The sequence below is a fragment of the Ottowia caeni genome (assembly GCF_050821495.1).
GTDB classification, from domain to species: Bacteria; Pseudomonadota; Gammaproteobacteria; order Burkholderiales; family Burkholderiaceae_C; genus Ottowia; species Ottowia caeni.
The window spans coordinates 1,833,207-1,850,392 of record NZ_CP151080.1; the positions used below are offsets into that span (position 1 = coordinate 1,833,207).

The window sequence follows — 17,186 nt, forward strand, 5'->3', positions numbered from 1 at the left end:
TATCGGGTTGTTTGCGCAATTGCGTTGCGGATTGCGTTTTCATTTCCATTTCTCCGGCGCGGCGCGCTGGATTGCGTTCCAACCAGATTAGAAGGCTGCCGTGCTCCGTTTTTTTCTGATATTTCTCGCCATTCAAGCGACGCTTTTCGGCGTAGAGATGCTGCAGCCTGTGCAGCAGGCGGTGGTTGACCCGTGGACTGGTCTGGTGGCAAAGGCCAGCGCGGTAATGGTTCACATGTTCGACCCATCGGTCATTTCCTATGGCCGCGTGTTGCAGAGCGCGCAAACGGGCTTTGGCGTTTCGATTGAGCCCGGCTGCAATGGGGTGGAGGCGACCATCGTGCTGGTGGCTGCCATGCTGGCTTTTCCTTCCAGCTGGAAGATGAAGGCCTGGGGTATTGGGCTAGGCTTTATTGCGGTGCAATTTGTCAATCTGCTGCGCGTGGTGAGCCTCTTCTTTCTGGGGCAATGGAATTTTCAGGTTTTCGAGTTCGCCCATCTGTACATGTGGCAGGCCCTGATCATGCTTGATGTCCTGATCGTGTGGTTGCTCTGGATGCGTGTGGTCGCTCGTCGCGATCGACCTGCCGCGGCTAACGCGGCAGCGGCGTAATCCTAGATCCGGATCTAGTAAATGCGCCCAACTCTTATTGGCCGTTTCCTGCTGTTCGCGGTGCTGGGGCTCGCGATTTTGCTGCCGCTTTGGTATTGGGCTTCCCCATGGCTAGCCAAGGCGCCCATCTGGCTGGCCGGCACGGTGATGACCACGATTTTTCCTTGGGCAGACAGCTTCGAGCAAGAAGGCGTCAAAGGTGTGCTCCACACCTTGGTACAGGTGCGCATGAGGGGCCCGCAGGGTGACGTTTTTGGTGAGTTGACGCCCGAAGCGAGCTACCCTACCTACGGCTATGGGCTGGTGCTGCTTTGGGCCATGCTGATCGCCTCGCACCCGCGTCGGTGGTGGCTCAAGGGGCTTGTTGGTAGTGTGCTGCTGATTCCCGCTCAGGCGTGGGGCATCTGCTTCCAGTGGTTGCGCGACGTGGTGATTTATTCAGGACCATCGGGTGCGGCCTATCTGAAGTATTCGCCATGGGTGAGTGAAGTGGTGGCGTACGGGTATCAGTTTGGGTTTTTGATGCTGACACCAGTGGCGCCCATTTTGCTTTGGTTACTGTTTGACAAGCGCTTTGTGGCGGCGCTTTGGCTGGAGGCAGCCCTGGCTGACGAGCCCGAACCGGCGAAACAGAAAGCGCGCATGAATTGAACCTGGCGACCTTCCAGGTTGTCAGCGGCCCGCTGTTTCAAATTTGATTTACGCGGCCATGGTGCCGTGGTGTTGAGTCACGATGTCTGGCAGTACGCAAACATCGAAGCCTAGTCGGCGGAGTGTTGTGCAGACCCAGTAGTCTTCGGACAGGTACTCACCCTCATGAACGCCAACGCCAAACACGTCGTAATGAATGGCGGGGCCGCCGTCGCCGCGCAAGGTTTTCATGCGCTCATAGACACGGCCTTGCGCAATGGCATCATCCACAAGTGCGGTAACTGCCCGACGCGAGAGCATTAATGCTGCGGTTCCTATGCGGTCTACCAAGATCATGGGGCCGCTCTCGCCCACCACACGGCCGATATTGAAAATGCGTCCGCCTTCCGCGTTGCGACCCTTGAGGGCGACGGGGGCGCCGATGACATCGCGTTGTTGCTCGAGCATCATCTGCACGCTTTCGGCGGCAAGCGACACGTCGGCGTCAAGAAAGAGAAGGTGCGTTAAGTCAGGGCGATGGTGGAACATCGACATCAAGGTGTTTCGAGCGCGAGTGATCAGACTTTCGTTGCCCAGTGTGGCGAGTGTGAACTTGAATCGTGCCTGTTGGTAGCCTAGCAGGGAGTGCACGAAATCCATGTGAACCATGCCGCCGTAGGCGGGAGTTCCAATCAAAATATGGGCTTGAACCTCGCTCATGCCTGGCTCCGGGGTCTGTATTTTTCGTTTCTGCCCATGGCCTGAGACTGAACTTCCTGCAGGCGCTCAAGCTGCGGTTGATCGTAGCGGTGATAGCGATCCAGGAGCGCCAGGTTGGCGGCGTAAGTGGCGGAGTTCGCGGCCCGGTCTTCTGAACGGGGGTGGTAAAGATGCAAGGCCACGGCATCGTCAAATTCAAGCGTTGACAGACGTGCGCGTTGCACCTTGTACGAAAACGCGTCGTCTTCGCCCCCCAGCCTGTAAAGCGTTCGTCCCACCCGCCCAGTTTCAAGAAGGCGGCGCGTCTAATGGCGAAAGCACCTCCGCACAAGGGCGCGGTCTCACCCTGAGTTTGCCGGTGACTGGCTAGGTTCGTCATTTGCTGCAAGGCGCCGGAGTCACCGGCGAGCAGGCGTTCGGTGGCCTCAGGAGAAAGGTCGAGCACTTGGCGATAGGGCTTTACGACCTGGGTGTGTTGCAAGCAGTGCTCCACCGTGCGCGGGAGCATGCCGGGTATCAGCAAGTCCGCATCTGAGAAAAGCAGCACAGTGGCATTGGAGCGCCGCGCGCCCACATTCAATCCCCAGGCCTTATTGAATGGGCCAGGGTTGTATGCAAATACAAGTGAGCAATTGGGGTGAGGCAATGGTCCTGTGAGTTCCGGAACAGGTCCCTGCTCGACAATGATGACCGGCCATTGCGGTGTATCAGCCAGAAAGGACAACACCGCCAGCAGGTTGGCGTAGCGGCTTCCGGATTGGTCGCCGCGATAAGTCAAAATGATGTTGGCTGTCATAAATAATCCAGTTCTGCCGCATGCTCGTTTCCTGCATCACCATTACCCAGCCTGGGCGGCTCCATATGTTGCGCGAATCGGTCGGAGATTTTGCCCGGCAGACGCACGACGCACGTGAGTTGATCATCTTGCACGACGGAGGCTCGGCGTTCGACGACGATGTACGGCAAGTTGTGTGGGAGGTTGGCGGACATTCAAGAATTGAAGTGCATGCGGTAGCGCGCATGCCCTTGGGGGCCTTGCGAAATGCGGCAGGTGCGGTGGCACGCGGGGATCTTGTTTGTCAGTGGGACGACGATGACCGGTACCACCCCGTCAGGCTGCAGGTGCAGCACGATGCGTTGACGAGCGAAGGGGCTGACTTTTGTTTTTTGAGCGACCAGTTGCATCTCTATCGTGCCACCGGAGAACTGTTCTGGGACGACTGGCATGGTCAGCCTTACCCGCTTAATTTCATTCAAGGGACCCTGATGGGGCGTCGCGAGAAAATGCCGATGTACCCGGACATTGCGCTTGGTGAGGATACGGGGGCTTGCCTTGAAATTCTTCGGGCGGGGTACAAGATTTGCCGCGTTCGTAATCATGGGTGGTGCTATGTCTACGTGCATCATGGCGAAAATGCCTGGTCGGCAGAGCATCACAGAGCGATCTCTCAAGCAAATTCGCTTTCAGCAGCCAGGCTCATGGCGCGGCTCGGGGCTGTACGCCAGCGGCTCGGGGAGTATGGCCCGCCCACCGGAGCGCAAGTGCTGAGGGATCGGGCCGGTACCATGGCAGTCTCTATCTGCTAGCTGGAGGAGTTTGCTCAGGGGGCCCTGGTTCCATGTGTTGGCGCGCTAGCCTGGCGTAAGTGGTGGCTGCGTTGCGCACGTAAGACTCGTTCAGCAGTCCGGCATGGAAGGTGCTGAAATCTGTGCGTTCAGGGCTCCACCAGAGATGAGCCAAAAGGTGAATGCTGCACAAGCCCTCGGGGATAGGGGCGTTTTCCTCGAAAAGGTTCTTGAGCCCTTGGCTGGTGGCTGGAAAGCCGTGAAACCACCACCAGGGCGCTACATGCACGCGATCTGGTGAGTGAGACCACATGAGGCTCGCTGCTTGGCAGGAGTGGCGACTCCACGTACCGTCGAAGGCTTCCTTGGCAAGCTCAAGCCAGTCAGCCAGAAAGGGTGACCCGGGGTGCCCCATGATCAGGGCATTGCACAAAGAAGGGCGCAGAATGCCAGTGTGTGGATCAGGGACGGGTACTTCCTCTCCAAGCACGCAGTCATGCTGAAAAAGTGCGTTAGGGTAAGGGCGCACAAAAAGAGTGTCCATGTCGGCGTAAACGCCTCCGTATTGGAGCAGAGCCTGCAAGCGGATGAAATCTGCTTCGTGAGCGTAGCTTAGGCCGGCTTTATCAATGAAGCGGCCTTCACTTGTGTTTTGATAGAGCGTCGGGTTGAAACCAGGTGTGCTCTCATCAACCTGGCGCAAGATCAGCTCAGGCGCTATCTGATCCCACCATCTGCCGTGTGGCAAATTCCGGTAATGAAAGTAGATCTCGCTGGTCGGATGCACGTTGCGGCATGATCGCAAGCACAGGTAGTGCATCAGATGAAACGGCTCATTTTGAGGTCGTAGCCCAAACACAAAGTGAAATGGAGGCCCACTTGCTTGGTGCCCTTCAAACATGAAGCAAAGCCCTCAGCTGCGCGGCTATCACAGGCTCTGCAAAACGGTTGGCAATGTCCGATGCAATGGTTTGCGCCGCTGCTTTTTGGCGGGGAGCGTCGTAAACTGCATTCCGAAGGGCAGCCGACATGGCATCAGGGGCAGGCTCTGCCCAGCGTTGCGGAGGCCAGAAAGACGGCGCTGAAGGCGGCCAGACCGGTACTGTGCGCATGTTGAATGGAACGGCCCCCGGCCAATCGGAGCCAAGATAGTCCGTTTGACCTCCCCAGCCCGTCATGATGACCGGCGTGCCGCGGGTGGCTGCATCAAAGGCTCCCATCGCCCATCCTTCGCCGCGTGAGGCTGACACATAGCAGTCTCCAATGGCGTGAAGCATGTCGATTCCGCGGCCAGACAGCTTGTAAGGCAATAGGCAAACCTGGGCGTGCGTCCCGTCTTGGGCTGAAGGGGCGTTTTCTATGGCAGCGCTGGCAAGCTCGGTGGTCGCTTGGCGGGGGTAAAAGGGCGCCGGGCCATAACCCTCTTCGTCGGTCTTGAGGATCAGCGTAACGCGAGCATCAGGGGAGAAGGCTCCGAGAAAACTTTGCAGCAACTGGGGGTGTTCTTCCGTGGCTCCCAGGTGTTGATCGAATAGAAGATGAAATGGTCGGGTGGTATGCCAAGTGACATTCGCAAAGCTGTCAGTTCGCTCGCATTGAAGTCGTTCCAGGTATGTCGGCGGATGTGCGGAACCACATGCACAGGCGGTTTGAGATGTGCGGCTCTGAACGCTTCTCCATTCATTTTGGAGGGGACGCAAATCAGATCGGCCAGATCCAGAGAAGGCTTCCAGTGTGGAGGCAGGGCATCGGCTTCCCAAGTGGTGTACCCTACGTTTTTCTTGCCTAGCTCAAAAAAATTAGGCCATAACTCTGGGACCGTTTGTACAAAAACAGTCGAATAGTCGACCGGGCGGCAAGTGGCAGCTCTGATGGCGGCCAGATCCTTCAGAGCGTTGTCGTCCCGTGACAGTTCCAGCAGGGGGCGTGTCTGTGGGCTGCAACGAGTGATACCCCTGTTCGCTCCACACCAAAGGGATCCAGTGCACCTCCACACCGGCATTGAGCAAGCCGCGCAGATAGGCCAGTGCAGCCAGGCCATATCCAGAAATGTCAAAGTAAGAGTAAAACTTGACGCCTAAACTCATATACGGCAATGGTTGCCACGCAGGGAGACTCACGCACCCATCGGGATCGAGTATGAACCCCTGGTGCCCGAGACGCAGTCGAGATTTAAGCGGACTTGTTCTTGTCGTCGGACGAGTTCATTGACTCATCCTCGGTATTGTTTTTTGACGACCGGCGACGTGCGGCCAACAGTGCCACCAGAGCTCCCAAACCGCCAATTGCTACAGGTGTAAGCGTGGGAACTGCGGTGACTGCCGGCGGTGCGACAGTAATAGTGACGTTGGCTACCGAATTGGGTTCCGCAGACTGATCGACGAGGTTGTAGGTCAGAGATGCTGTGCCCGTGAACCCCGGGGCCGGTGTGAAGGTCAACGCGCCGCTTGGCTCCAGTGAGGCCGTGCCAGCTGAGAGCAGGGGAGGCGTAATGATTTGGACGAAGGAGTTGCCGCCTACCACGCTGTCGTTGACTGTGACGTTCACACCGGTCAAAGGGGTGTTCATTGTGGTGCTGTAGGCGTCGTCCACGGCAGGGCCGGCCTGCACTGGCGCAGCAGCACCCGCTGCAAGAATGCCTAGCCCCATGAGGACAGCAGGGTTGACAACTTTCAGGCCACCCTTGGATGGCTGTGCGGGCTGAGACACCTCCGCAGGTTCAATTCCTTGTTGGTTTACCTGCGCCTTGTCGAATTGATTCATTTCTCTCTCCCAAGTAACCGCATAGTATTTGTTTGCCAATGCTTGCGCAAGAGCGATGTCCCCAGGGTGGCCTGCTCGGGCGCGTCCAACTGTTTTGTGCTCAGGGCTTCAGCATTTGGTTTATTGGAAGAAGGTCGCCTGCCGTGAGATCACCGCTGGCCTGCTTTAGACGCAGTATGCCTACCAGGACGTCATAACGAGCCTTGGCCAGATCGCGCTTGGTTTGGAAGAGTTGGCTTTGCGCGTTCAATACGTCAATATTGATGCGCACCCCGACTTTGTAGCCCAGAAGATTGGCCTCCAGTGCCGTTTGGCTGGATGCTTCAGCCGCTTCCAGAGCGTTGACCTGGCCAATGCCTGACTGCACGCCGAAGAAGGCGGCCCTGGTGGATTGGGCTACTGTACGCTGAGCATGCTCCAGGTCGGCGCGGGCTTTGTCTTCCAGGGCCAGGGTTTCCCTGATCTTGTTCTGTACTGAAAGGCCGGAAAACAGTGGCCAGTTCATGACGACGCCTACGCTTGCATTCCTGTTTCGATATGAGCTTCCGGGAGCACTCGTGATCGATGGGTTGCCATCAGGGTAGCGGGTAAGGCCGACGCTGGCCTGTAGATCTACGGTGGGCAGGTGGCCGGTCTTGGCCTTGGCAGTTTCCAGTTGGGCTACGTCTAGGGCAAGCCTGCTTTGCGTGACTGCAGGGTGCTGCTCCGTGGCTTTGCTCACCCAGTCGTTCACATTATCAGGCGCCAATGCGGGCAACTGAATGGGTTGTGCCAATGGGCGAGGGTCTGCACCCGACCGGCCCACTAGTTGGTCGAGGGCCAGCTTCTTGACGTGAAGGTCATTCTCGGCGGCGATTTCCTGCGCGTGGGCAAGGTCGAAGCGCGCCTGGGCTTCTCGGCTGTCGGTAATGGTAGCGTTGCCGACTTCAAAATTGCGTTTTGCGGATTCCAGTTGTTCGGCCACCGCCTTTTTCAGGGCCTTAACGAAGATGAGCGCGTCGTGCGCAGCCAGTACGTCGAAGTAGGCCTGGCTCAGGCGGACGATCAAGTCCTGGCTGGAAGCGTCTAACTGCTGCAGCGCCACTTCGGCCTGCATCTTGCCTTGGTCCAAGGTCAGGCGGTTGGCGGGCCGATAGATCGGCTGAGAGCCGACCAGCGAGCTATTCAGGACGTTGTAGGCTTGGTTGGACGTATTGGACGCGACGCTGGTTTCCATCCAGTTGCGGTTGGCGCCAGCTTGCAGGCCCAATTGTGGCAATAACCCAGCCCGGGCCTGCTCGGCGCGGGCAGTGCTAGCTTCGGCTTGCGCGCGCGCCGATTGGAGCGAGGCATCGAAGCCCGTCGCGGCGTTGTACAGCTCCAGCAACGATTGCGCGTGGGTTGGCTGGCTGACGAGCCATCCAGCGCAGAACATGGATGCCAGCCATAGACTGTGAGATTGTTTGTAAGTCAGGCTCATCCGAGAGGTGTCCGAGCGGAAGAGGAGGTGTTCCGAGCGGAAGTGGGCGTGATTCTGGAGTACCAACCAACAAGAGGTGGTCAGTAGCGCGGAAGGCTTGGATCCACCTGAAGCGACCAAGCGTCAATACCGCCGGCAACATTGGCTATGTGCGTAAAGCCTTGACGAGTCAGAAACATGGCGACCTGCATGCTGCGCCCACCATGATGGCAGAGTACCGCGACTGGGCGTTCAGGGTCGAGCTCGGCAAGCCGCAACGGAATGGTCTGCATGGGTATTTGCAGCAATTCCGCGCCTGCGGGTTGAATGCTCGCAAGCCGCCATTCGGCAGGCTCGCGCACATCGAGCAGCACAGGCTCCCCATGGATTCGGTTGGCATCAAGCCAGGAAGAGAGCGTATTCGGACTGATTTGCTCGATCATGTGCGGGCCGGTGTGGTGAAACGCTTGGTTGCTGGCGGGTTCTGCGAGTCTATTCAGAAGCGAAAGCGTGGCGGCTCGGGAAAGTTGAGCAACCGTGGCGCAACCAGATCCCAGGGCTGCGTGCTGACCCAGCCTCCGCCTTCAGCGCGGCGTACCAGCGTGGCACGCATGACAGGCTCGTCTCCGACCACCCCCATGAGGCGTCCGCCTGGTTTAAGCAGATCCAGCAGGGCCTCTGGCAGTTGCGTGACCGAACCCGACAGCAGGATCACGTCAAACGGACCGTCGGCGGCCAAGTCGGCCTGGGCACCGTCTGCGACACGTACCTCCACGTTCATGAGGCCAGCGTGCTGCAGATTGGCATGTGCCGCAGCGGCCAAGGATGCATCTATTTCCAGTGTCAGTACACGCTGGGCACGGTGGCCAAGCAGAGCGGCCATGAAGCCAGAGCCTGCGCCGATTTCCAGCACTTTTTCGTGCTTTTGCACGTTGAGATCCTGCAGCATGCGGGCTTCCACACGCGGCGCCAGCATGACCTGGCCGCGGGCGATGGCCGACTCGTCATCCTTGAGAGGGATCTCCATGTCGGCGAATGCCAGGGCGCGGTGAGCCGGCGGGACGAAATCCTCGCGCCGCACCACGGACAGCAGATCCAGCACATGGGCGTCGAGCACGTCCCAGGGGCGTATCTGCTGCTCGATCATGTTGAAGCGGGCCTGTTCCAAGTTCATCGCTATTCCAAGTGGAGTTGGGGCAAACATTCCATTTTACCGGGCGTTGCCGGAGTCCTCAATTTTTAGGGGTGAAGGTGAAGCCAGGGTGTTCATTGCCGAGACAGGCGTTTGATCCAGTTCACCAGATCGTCTATGTAGCAGTACACCACCGGAACGACCACCAGCGTCAGCAGAGAAGACGTGATGACGCCACCGATGACTGACTGACCCATGGGTGCGCGCTGTTCAGCACCCTCGCTCGTGGCAAAGGCCAATGGGAGCATGCCAAAGATCATGGCAAGTGTGGTCATGAGAATGGGGCGCAGCCGAACTCGCGCCGCCATCAGCAACGCCTCGTCTCGCGGCAGCGGGCGGGCGGATTGGTCCGTTTCGCTTGTTTCACCTACCTCCCCCGCTCGGGCGCGGATTGCAAAATCCACCAGCAAAATGGCATTCTTGGTCACCAGACCCATCAGCATGACGACACCAATAATTGAGAACATCGACATGGTGGTTCCAAACAGCATGAGGGCCAGCACCACGCCGATCAGGGTCATGGGTAGAGCGGTCATCAAGGCCAGCGGCTGCAGGAAACTCTTGAACTGGCTGGCCAGAATCATGTAGATGAAGATGATCGCCATGGCCAGCGCCTGAATGGCATAGCTGAACGACTCTTCCATGTTTTTGGTGGAGCCGCCAAACTCATACTGATAGCCGGGGGCAAACGCCGTGGAGTCCAGGGTAGCGCGGATGTCGCGGGAAACTTCACCCGAAGATCGTCCATGAACGTTGGCAGTGATCTGAACCTCACGCATCATGCTGCGGCGGTTGATCTGGTTGGTGCCGGTGGCTTCCGTCAGTTCGGCAATCTGGTTAAGGCGTACCACGCGGGCGGTGCCGTCGGCATTGGTGCCAATGGTCAGGGGTAATCGCTCCAGATCCTGCGGGGTGTTGCGTGCCTCAGGCGCCAGGCGAACGTTGACGTCATAAGTCTGGTCGTCTGGCGCACGCCAGTTGCCCACTGTCTGTCCAGCTACCAGTGTGCGCAGGGAGCCTGCGATCTGAGCCAGGCTGACGCCTAGTTCAGAGGCGGCCTCGCGTCGCAGTTTCACATCAACCGTTGGCTTGTTGGGCTTCACGCTGGAGTCGAGATCTACCAATCCTGGTATGTCGCTCAGTTTGGCCAGTATGGGGCCGGCCAAGCGCTCCAGTTCGGCTTGGTCGGGGCCCTTCAGAGAGAACTCGATCTGCTTTTGCCCCCCGACCGGTTCGAGCAGGCCCGCCTGTGTGACGGTAATGCCCGGTACCTGGCGCAAGCGCTCCCTTAGTGCGGCGGCAACCTCCTCTGCGCTTCGTCCGCGCTCAAGACGGTTGGAAAGGCGAACATAGATACTGGCGTTGGTTTTGCCTTGCGCGGCACCAGTGTTCAACGTGGCCAGCGTGTAGAGCACTTCTGGAAAACTCTGGATGATGTCTGCCACCTGCTTGGCCTTGGCCTCGGTTGCCTCCAGGGATGAACCTTGCGGAGTGTAGAAAGCTACCGTGGTTTCAGAAAAGTCAGCCTTTGGGACGAACTCGGTGCCGAGCAAGGGCAGTAGCAGCACGCTGCTGACAAAAATACCTCCGGCCAGCAACAAGGTGAGCAGCTTGTGTACGAGCGCCCAGCGCAGGATGAGTTGATAGAACTCTGCCAAACGGTCGGTTGAACGGTCGAACCAGGAAGTTATGCGCCCGATGGTCTTGTCGTAGAGCGTGACGGGCCGGCCCTGGGGTTGCCCATGGCTGTGAATGCTTGGGTCATGCCAGACGCTGGAGAGCATTGGGTCGAGCGTGAAGCTGACGAACATGGAAATCAGCACAGCCGCCACGATGGTCAGCCCGAACTCGTGAAAGAACTTGCCAATGATGCCGCCCATGAATCCAATGGGCAGGAATACCGCCACGATAGACAGGGTGGTGGCCAACACGGCCAGGCCGATCTCCTGCGTCCCATCCATGGAGGCCGTGAACGCGTTCTTGCCCATCTGCACGTGGCGCACAATGTTTTCGCGCACCACGATGGCGTCGTCTATCAGCAGGCCCACGCACAGGCTGAGCGCCATGAGCGTGATCATGTTCAGGGTGAAACCAAACGCCTGCATGAAAAAGAAAGTGCCGATGATGGAAATCGGCAGCGTGAGTCCGGTAATGACCGTCGAGCGCCAGGAGTTGAGAAACAAGAACACGATCAGTACCGTGAGTACCGCGCCCTCGATCAACGTTTGCCGGACGTTATCCACGGCCACACGAATGGGGCGTGAGACGTCGTTGATGGGTTCCAGCCGCACGCCAGGGGGGATTTCGCTCTTGAGTGCGGCGACCGATTCATAGAGGCCATCCACCACGCGGATGGTGTTCTCGTCCTGCGCTTTCTGAACCGACATGAGCAGCGTGCGCTGACCGTTATAGAGCGCCAGGCTGTTCAGCTCCTGTGAGCCGTCATGCACCTCGGCCACTTGGCTCAGGAATATGGCAGAACCACCGCGCCGGGCTACGATGATGCGCCCGAAATCTTCGGGGCGCTGCATGCGGCCCTCAAGTTGTACCGTGATTTCCCGCGCGGTGCTGCGCACCGCGCCCAGCGGCTGATCCTGGTTTTCGCCGCGCACGGCGGCAGCTACCTGGTCGGCCGTAACCCCGAGTGATTCCATGGATCGGGGGTTAAGGTAGATATTGATCTCGCGCTTGGAGCCACCCACAATATTCACCGCTCCCACGCCGCGTACGTTTTCCAGGCGTTTTTTCAGGACTTGGTCTGCCCAGTTGGTGAGCTCGACAGGCGAGGGGGCGGGCTGGCCATCCTGCGCTTGTGGAATCACGGCAAGTGACCACACGGCGCGGCTGGCCGGGTCAAAGCGCAGCACCCGCGGCTCTTTCACCTCATCCCGCAACAATGGCCGCACCTGGCCGATTTTTTCGCGAACGTCGTCTGCGGCCTTGCGGCCTTCCATGTGCAGCTGGAACTCAATGATCACCACCGACAACCCCTCGTAGCTACGGGAGGTGAGGGCATTGATGCCTGCAATCGAGTTGACACTTTCCTCGATTTTCTTGGTGACCTCGCTTTCGATGATGGCGGGCGAGGCGCCTGGGTATTCCGTGGTGACGACGACCACTGGAAAGTCGACGTCAGGAAACTGATCGATCTGAAGTCGCTGCAGCGCGAAAAGACCCATCACCACGAACGCTAGCATCACCATGGTGGCGAATACGGGATTTTTCAGGCTAACCTTGGTGAACCACATGAACTAATCGAGGCTGGTTGATGTGAAGCTGGACGGCGTGTGGCAGCGGGTGCTTGCTCGTCTTGGCATCATGGCCTGACACTCGTGGCCAGTGGTTCTGCCAGATGCGCCGCGGTGCCGGCACGCAGCGCGCCGGCCGCGGCTCGCAACACCACGGCGCCTTCGGGTACACCTTGAACGGCGACCATAGTTTCGCCATCGACAGCTCCGCGTGCGCCGGTTTCCACTGTGCGGTGTGCCACACGCCCGTTCTCTAGCACTTGCACGTATGGCAGAGGCTTGTCAGTGCGGACTGCCGAAAGTGGCACGGACAGCATGGTTTGCCTCTCGGTGGCCAGTTCTCCTTGCGCGAACAGGCCCTGGCGCAGCCCCGGAGTGTCCGCCACAGTCATGTAGACGAGGACGCTGCGACTGCCGGTCTGGGTGGAAGGGTTGATCCGTGCCACCGTGGCAGTGACGGGTCGATCCACCCCTCAATGCTCAGGCTGGCACTTTGGCCGACGCGCACGGCCACTGAATCAGCCGGGGTGAGCGCGGCTTCAAGCTCCAGTCGACCTAGATTGACGATTTCCACGATACGTGCTTCGGGTGCCACGCGCTCGCCAGGCTGCGCCAGGCGTTGTGAAATCTGCCCGCCGATCGGCGCACGCAGCACAGTATCCGCAACGGACTTGCGTGCCACCTCGGTAGCGGCCAGCGCCGCTCGGTGGTTGGCCTTCGCAGCGTTGAGACTGGACAGCGATGTGTCGAGCGCCGTCTTGGAAATGAAACCCTGGTTAACCAGAGCAGCATTGTTGTCGTACTGGCGCTGTGCAATGTCTACTTGCGCACGTGCTGCGTCGGCTTGTTGTTCAGCCTGCAGCACCCGCTGGGCGTAGTCGCTTGATTCGACCCGGGCAATGACTTGGCCAGCGGCCACGTTGTCGCCCTCGCGAACCGTGAAATCTTGAAGTTCACCCGATACCCGCGCCTTCACGACCGCACTATGCACTGCCTTGAGCGCACCCGACACTGGCAAGCCCGTGCTGATTTCTCGTACCCGCGCTGTAGCTATGTCCACCGCAGAGAGTTCAAGGACAGGCTCTTTCGTGACCGAAGCCTGTGTTTGCTTCTTCGCCTCCTGTCGGGCGGCCCAGCCCCGCCAACCTAGCGCCACGACGGCTAGTACCGCCAGCAACGCCACGAGTGACCAAATTGTGCGGCGTGTCATGAGTGGATGTGAAAATTCTGTCTGAAGCCACGACGTGCAAGCAACGGCCTGTGCGTCACCATTCGGATAATGATGGGGGTGGAGTGTTCTTGCACGGTTTACGACTTTAGTTGGCGCCACGAAACATTTGAATGCTACTCTGATGCAGTGCGCAAAAAATGGTGGGTGGCGGAAACCGCCGGTTTTTTTAGCGCGGTCGCAAATGTCCAATGCGGATTCGCGCTCTGCATTTCATAATCCTCCCCATGAACTCTCCAAACATCGGCCTTGTCGTTATCGGTGACGAAATCCTTTCCGGTAAACGCGTTGACAAGCACCTGCCCAAGCTGATCGAGTTGCTGAGCGAGCGCGGCTTGCATCTGGATTGGGCCGAGTATGTGGGAGACAATCGCGAGCGCATCATTGCAGCCCTCAAGCGGGCGTTTGCCACCAGCGATGTGGTGTTCAGCACTGGTGGCATTGGCGCCACGCCGGACGACCATACGCGACAGTGCGCCGCCGCGGCTCTGGGCGTACCTTTGAGCTTGCACCCGGAAGCGAAGGCTCTGATCGAAGAGCGCATGCAGGACACTGCACGCGAGACGGGGGTGCCCTTTGAGCCGGACCGCGCTGACAACGTGCACAGGCTCAACATGGGGGTCTTTCCGCTTGGTGCGCGGATTTTGCCGAACCCCTATAACAAAATTCCCGGCTTCAGCCTTGATGGCCCAGGGGGAGGCACGATTCATTTCACCCCCGGTTTCCCTGTCATGGCTTGGCCGATGATGGCTTGGGCCCTGGATACCTATTACGCCTCCTGGTTTCGCCGTGGCGGCTGGCAGGAGCGGTCGGTCATCATCTTCGGCGCCATGGAGGCTAGCCTCACGCCAGTGATGGAGCGGGTTGAGGCTGCGCATCCGGGGGTCAAAGTATTCAGCCTGCCCAGCGTCGATCATCCTGAGCACGGAAAGCATATTGACTTGGGAGTGAAGGGTCCGATCGAGGAGGTCGGCCCTGCCTATGCCGACTTGCGGGCCTGGCTCGCACCGTTTGGACTGAGCTATGGCAAAGAGATCGTGAACCCGCCTGAAAGACAAGATAAATCAAGTCGGAACCAATAAAGTGAAAGTGCGTGTGCAAGCGCCAGAGGTTTTGCTGAATTTCACTGAATTGGTGCATTTTTCGCCTCATTTCACAGCATCGTGCTCCATATTGGTGCGTTCGCGGTCCGCTGTGCACAGCTGGTAAGCCTTCGAATTTTTTCATCGGCGGGGTTGCGGGAGCATTAAAGCTGAAGCACAAAGGCACAATACTGGCTTTAGTAATGCCGCTCATGCGTTGGCATGGAAGCTGCATTCCCCCAAACAAGCTTTTTTAACTACCTCTAGCCCAACTAGGAGAGCCTGATGGCCAAGACTGTTGCAGATGTCATGAAGATGGTGAAGGAGAACGAGGTCAAGTTCGTTGACTTCCGTTTCACCGATACGCGAGGCAAGGAGCAGCACGTTACAGTGCCGGTGTCGCACTTCGACGAAGACAAGTTTAGTGACGGCCATGCCTTTGACGGCTCCTCCATCGCCGGCTGGAAAGGCATTGAAGCTTCGGACATGCTGCTCATGCCCGATCCCAATACGGCCAACATCGACCCGTTTTTTGAAGAACCCACCCTATTCCTGACTTGCGACGTGCTGGAGCCGGGCGATGGCAAAGCTTACGACCGCGATCCGCGCTCAATCGCACGCCGCGCCGAGGCTTACCTGAAAGCCTCCGGGGTGGGCGATACGGCCTATTTTGGTCCAGAGCCCGAGTTTTTCGTCTTCGACGGCGTCCGCTGGAGCACAGAACCTGGCCATAGCTTCTACCAGATCGAGGAATACGAGGCTCCCTGGAACACCGGCGCACAGCTGGAGGGCGGTAACCGCGGCCACCGCCCAACCACCAAGGGCGGTTATTTCCCCGTGCCCCCCGTGGACTCCACGCACGATATGCGTGCGCAGATGTCCTTGATCCTTGAATCCCTGGGTGTGCCCGTTGAAGTGTTCCACCATGAAGTGGCGGGTGCCGGCCAGATGGAGCTGGGTACCAAGTTCTCCACTCTGGTTCAGCGTGCCGACTGGACGCAGGTGCTTAAGTATGTGGTGTGGAACGTCGCCGACTCCTACGGCAAGACCGCCACTTTCATGCCAAAGCCTTATCACGGCGACAACGGCAGCGGCATGCACGTGCACCAGTCGATCTGGAAGGGTGGCAAGAACCTGTTCGCGGGCAACGGCTACGCAGGCCTTTCCGATGTCGCGCTGTACTACATCGGGGGCATCATCAAGCATGCCCGTGCACTCAACGCTATTACCAACCCTAGCACCAATAGCTACAAGCGTCTGGTGCCGCATTTCGAGGCGCCTGTGAAGCTGGCCTACTCCAGCCGCAACCGCTCTGCCTCGATTCGCATTCCTCATGTAATGAGCGAAAAAGCGCGCCGCATTGAGGCACGCTTCCCCGATCCAATGGCTAACCCCTATCTGTGCTTCTCGGCACTGCTGATGGCTGGTCTTGACGGCATCGAGAATAAGATTCATCCCGGCGAGGCTGCCACGAAGGATCTCTACCACCTGCCACCTGAAGAAGACAAGCTGGTGCCCACCGTCTGCCATAGCCTGGATCAGGCGCTGGAGGAGCTGGATAAAGACCGCGCTTTCCTGACCAAGGGCGGTGTGTTCAGCGACGCCATGCTGGACGCCTACATCGACTTGAAGATGACCGAGGTGAACCGCCTGCGCGTGAACGTGAATCCGGTCGAATACGACATGTATTTTTCGCTCTGATCACTTCACACCGAGCAAAAGGGTGGCTTGCGCCACCCTTTTGTCGTTGAGGGATTTAGTGTCCTGAATTGAAAATTCGTTGAATACATCCGCCGACAATCGACCTCATGCAGCGTTGCGAAGCTTCGCGATACCACCCGGTATCTCTGTGTTTCGCGCCTTGCCTGAGGCCGATTTCGGCAGATTTTGTTCTTCAACGAACTTACAACCCAGGACACTAGAATTTCGGGAAGGGGCAAGAAATTGCGCCCAAGTGGAGCATTTCTTACTCAGGAGATGGAACGCCGCTTTGTCAAACGAGTCTATTGCTTCATACTTGACCAATTATTGAGTTGCATGCGCCACTGCTACTGGTGGCGCTCAGCCCTATGGAAACCTGAGATGAAAACTGCTTGGCTGCTGACTTCCGTTTTTGTCGCCGCCACCGGCTGGCTGGCGGCGGCACCCGTCTCTGCGCAAGACCGCATTTATCGCTGCGGCAATGAATATACCAACCGAATTGGTAACCGCAAGGATTGCAAGGTCGTCGAGGGTGGCAACGTGACCGTGGTGCGCGGTACCGCCCCCGCGGCAGCTCCCCCAGCGGCTTCCGGACCTGCGCCTTCTGCGGGGGGTAACCAGCGAGTGGTGAGCGCACCGCCGTCAGCACCCCGAATCGATTCCCCGAGCAGCGCGCGCGTGATGCCGACGCAAAGGTCATCCTAGAGCAGGAGCTGCGTCGCACAGAGGCACGGCAAGCTGAATTGCTCAAGGAGTACAACAACGGCGAGCCCGACAAAATCGGTGGCGAAGCCCGCAACTATCAGAAGTATCTGGATCGGGTAGCAGAAATGAAGGCCGCGATTGATCGCAATCAGAGCGACATCGAAGGAATTCGGCGTGAATTGAATCGGTTCAAATGACGTCAACTCCCGATGAATTCTGACGACTGCGTTCGCCCTTCTGTGTACTGAGAGATATGCGCACTTCTCCTGCGAGCGCGAGGGCGCGGGATGATGTACCTTG

General features: G+C 58.5%; 17 protein-coding genes and 2 pseudogenes. 7 read left to right on the forward strand and 12 right to left on the reverse strand.

Annotated elements, in window-relative coordinates:
- Positions 1–100: 100 nt before the first annotated feature.
- Positions 101–613 (forward strand): exosortase H, encoded by a 513-nt coding sequence (gene xrtH, locus AAAK34_RS08855; protein WP_231695079.1) that lies wholly within the window; start codon positions 101–103, stop codon positions 611–613.
- 21 nt (positions 614–634) lie between these two features.
- A complete protein-coding gene (locus AAAK34_RS08860; RefSeq protein WP_231695078.1) occupies positions 635–1,264 on the forward strand; it encodes an exosortase H-associated membrane protein in 630 nt (209 codons plus the stop codon).
- Positions 1,265–1,312: 48 nt separating this feature from the next.
- Here AAAK34_RS08860 and AAAK34_RS08865 read toward each other — a convergent pair whose 3' ends face one another.
- The 3 genes and pseudogenes from AAAK34_RS08865 to AAAK34_RS08875 all read right to left on the reverse strand — a co-directional run.
- Complete coding sequence (locus AAAK34_RS08865; protein ID WP_231695077.1) at positions 1,313–1,963, reverse strand: hypothetical protein; 651 nt, start codon at positions 1,961–1,963, stop codon at positions 1,313–1,315.
- Positions 1,960–2,241, reverse strand: coding sequence for a hypothetical protein (locus AAAK34_RS08870; protein WP_431778050.1), 282 nt, complete (start codon positions 2,239–2,241; stop codon positions 1,960–1,962). The genes AAAK34_RS08865 and AAAK34_RS08870 overlap by 4 nt, the downstream gene beginning before the upstream one ends.
- A pseudogene (locus AAAK34_RS08875) lies at positions 2,241–2,342 on the reverse strand (hypothetical protein); the annotation flags it as partial. The pseudogene AAAK34_RS08875 and the gene AAAK34_RS08870, both read right to left, overlap by 1 nt.
- On the opposite strand from AAAK34_RS08875, the gene AAAK34_RS08880 reads away from it, so the two are divergent.
- Entirely contained in the window at positions 2,343–2,498 is a 156-nt protein-coding gene (locus AAAK34_RS08880) for a hypothetical protein (protein WP_431778051.1), read from the forward strand.
- 281 nt (positions 2,499–2,779) lie between these two features.
- Positions 2,780–3,550: a glycosyltransferase family 2 protein gene (locus AAAK34_RS08885; RefSeq protein WP_431777942.1), complete on the forward strand. Its 771-nt coding sequence runs from the start codon at positions 2,780–2,782 to the stop codon at positions 3,548–3,550.
- On the opposite strand, the gene AAAK34_RS08890 is transcribed toward AAAK34_RS08885, so the two are convergent.
- The 9 genes from AAAK34_RS08890 to AAAK34_RS08930 all read right to left on the reverse strand — a co-directional run bounded on the left by AAAK34_RS08890 (position 3,540) and on the right by AAAK34_RS08930 (position 13,380).
- Positions 3,540–4,349 carry a glycosyltransferase gene (locus AAAK34_RS08890; RefSeq protein ID WP_231695074.1) on the reverse strand — a complete coding sequence of 270 codons (810 nt, stop codon included), beginning with the start codon at positions 4,347–4,349 and terminating at the stop codon, positions 3,540–3,542. The two genes, AAAK34_RS08885 and AAAK34_RS08890, sit on opposite strands and share 11 nt — an antisense overlap.
- 73 nt (positions 4,350–4,422) lie before the next feature.
- Positions 4,423–5,022: a hypothetical protein gene (locus tag AAAK34_RS08895; protein ID WP_431777943.1), complete on the reverse strand. Its 600-nt coding sequence runs from the start codon at positions 5,020–5,022 to the stop codon at positions 4,423–4,425.
- 679 nt (positions 5,023–5,701) lie between these two features.
- A complete protein-coding gene (locus tag AAAK34_RS08900) occupies positions 5,702–6,292 on the reverse strand; it encodes an Ig-like domain-containing protein (protein WP_231695072.1) in 591 nt (196 codons plus the stop codon).
- A 100-nt stretch (positions 6,293–6,392) separates the two neighbouring features.
- The gene (locus AAAK34_RS08905) at positions 6,393–7,751 is read right to left on the reverse strand and encodes a TolC family outer membrane protein (RefSeq protein ID WP_431777944.1); all 1,359 of its coding nucleotides are present in this window, start codon (positions 7,749–7,751) and stop codon (positions 6,393–6,395) included.
- Positions 7,752–7,831: 80 nt separating this feature from the next.
- Entirely contained in the window at positions 7,832–8,173 is a 342-nt protein-coding gene (locus AAAK34_RS08910; protein WP_231695071.1) for a rhodanese-like domain-containing protein, read from the reverse strand.
- Between the two features lie 53 nt (positions 8,174–8,226).
- Complete coding sequence (locus AAAK34_RS08915; RefSeq protein WP_231695070.1) at positions 8,227–8,904, reverse strand: protein-L-isoaspartate O-methyltransferase family protein; 678 nt, start codon at positions 8,902–8,904, stop codon at positions 8,227–8,229.
- Between the two features lie 92 nt (positions 8,905–8,996).
- Entirely contained in the window at positions 8,997–12,170 is a 3,174-nt protein-coding gene (locus AAAK34_RS08920) for an efflux RND transporter permease subunit (protein WP_231695069.1), read from the reverse strand.
- A 68-nt stretch (positions 12,171–12,238) separates the two neighbouring features.
- A complete protein-coding gene (locus AAAK34_RS08925; RefSeq protein WP_431777945.1) occupies positions 12,239–12,562 on the reverse strand; it encodes a hypothetical protein in 324 nt (107 codons plus the stop codon).
- A complete protein-coding gene (locus AAAK34_RS08930) occupies positions 12,559–13,380 on the reverse strand; it encodes an efflux RND transporter periplasmic adaptor subunit (RefSeq protein WP_431777946.1) in 822 nt (273 codons plus the stop codon). Before AAAK34_RS08930 ends, AAAK34_RS08925 begins: the two co-directional genes overlap by 4 nt.
- A 245-nt stretch (positions 13,381–13,625) precedes the next feature.
- Between AAAK34_RS08930 and AAAK34_RS08935 the strand changes: the two genes are divergently transcribed.
- The 3 genes and pseudogenes from AAAK34_RS08935 to AAAK34_RS08945 all read left to right on the forward strand — a co-directional run bounded on the left by AAAK34_RS08935 (position 13,626) and on the right by AAAK34_RS08945 (position 17,083).
- Entirely contained in the window at positions 13,626–14,480 is an 855-nt protein-coding gene (locus AAAK34_RS08935; protein ID WP_231695067.1) for a molybdopterin-binding protein, read from the forward strand.
- A gap of 285 nt (positions 14,481–14,765) precedes the next feature.
- The gene (gene glnA, locus AAAK34_RS08940) at positions 14,766–16,181 is read left to right on the forward strand and encodes a type I glutamate--ammonia ligase (protein WP_231695066.1); all 1,416 of its coding nucleotides are present in this window, start codon (positions 14,766–14,768) and stop codon (positions 16,179–16,181) included.
- 381 nt (positions 16,182–16,562) lie between these two features.
- A pseudogene (locus AAAK34_RS08945) lies at positions 16,563–17,083 on the forward strand (hypothetical protein).
- Positions 17,084–17,186: the final 103 nt, after the last annotated feature.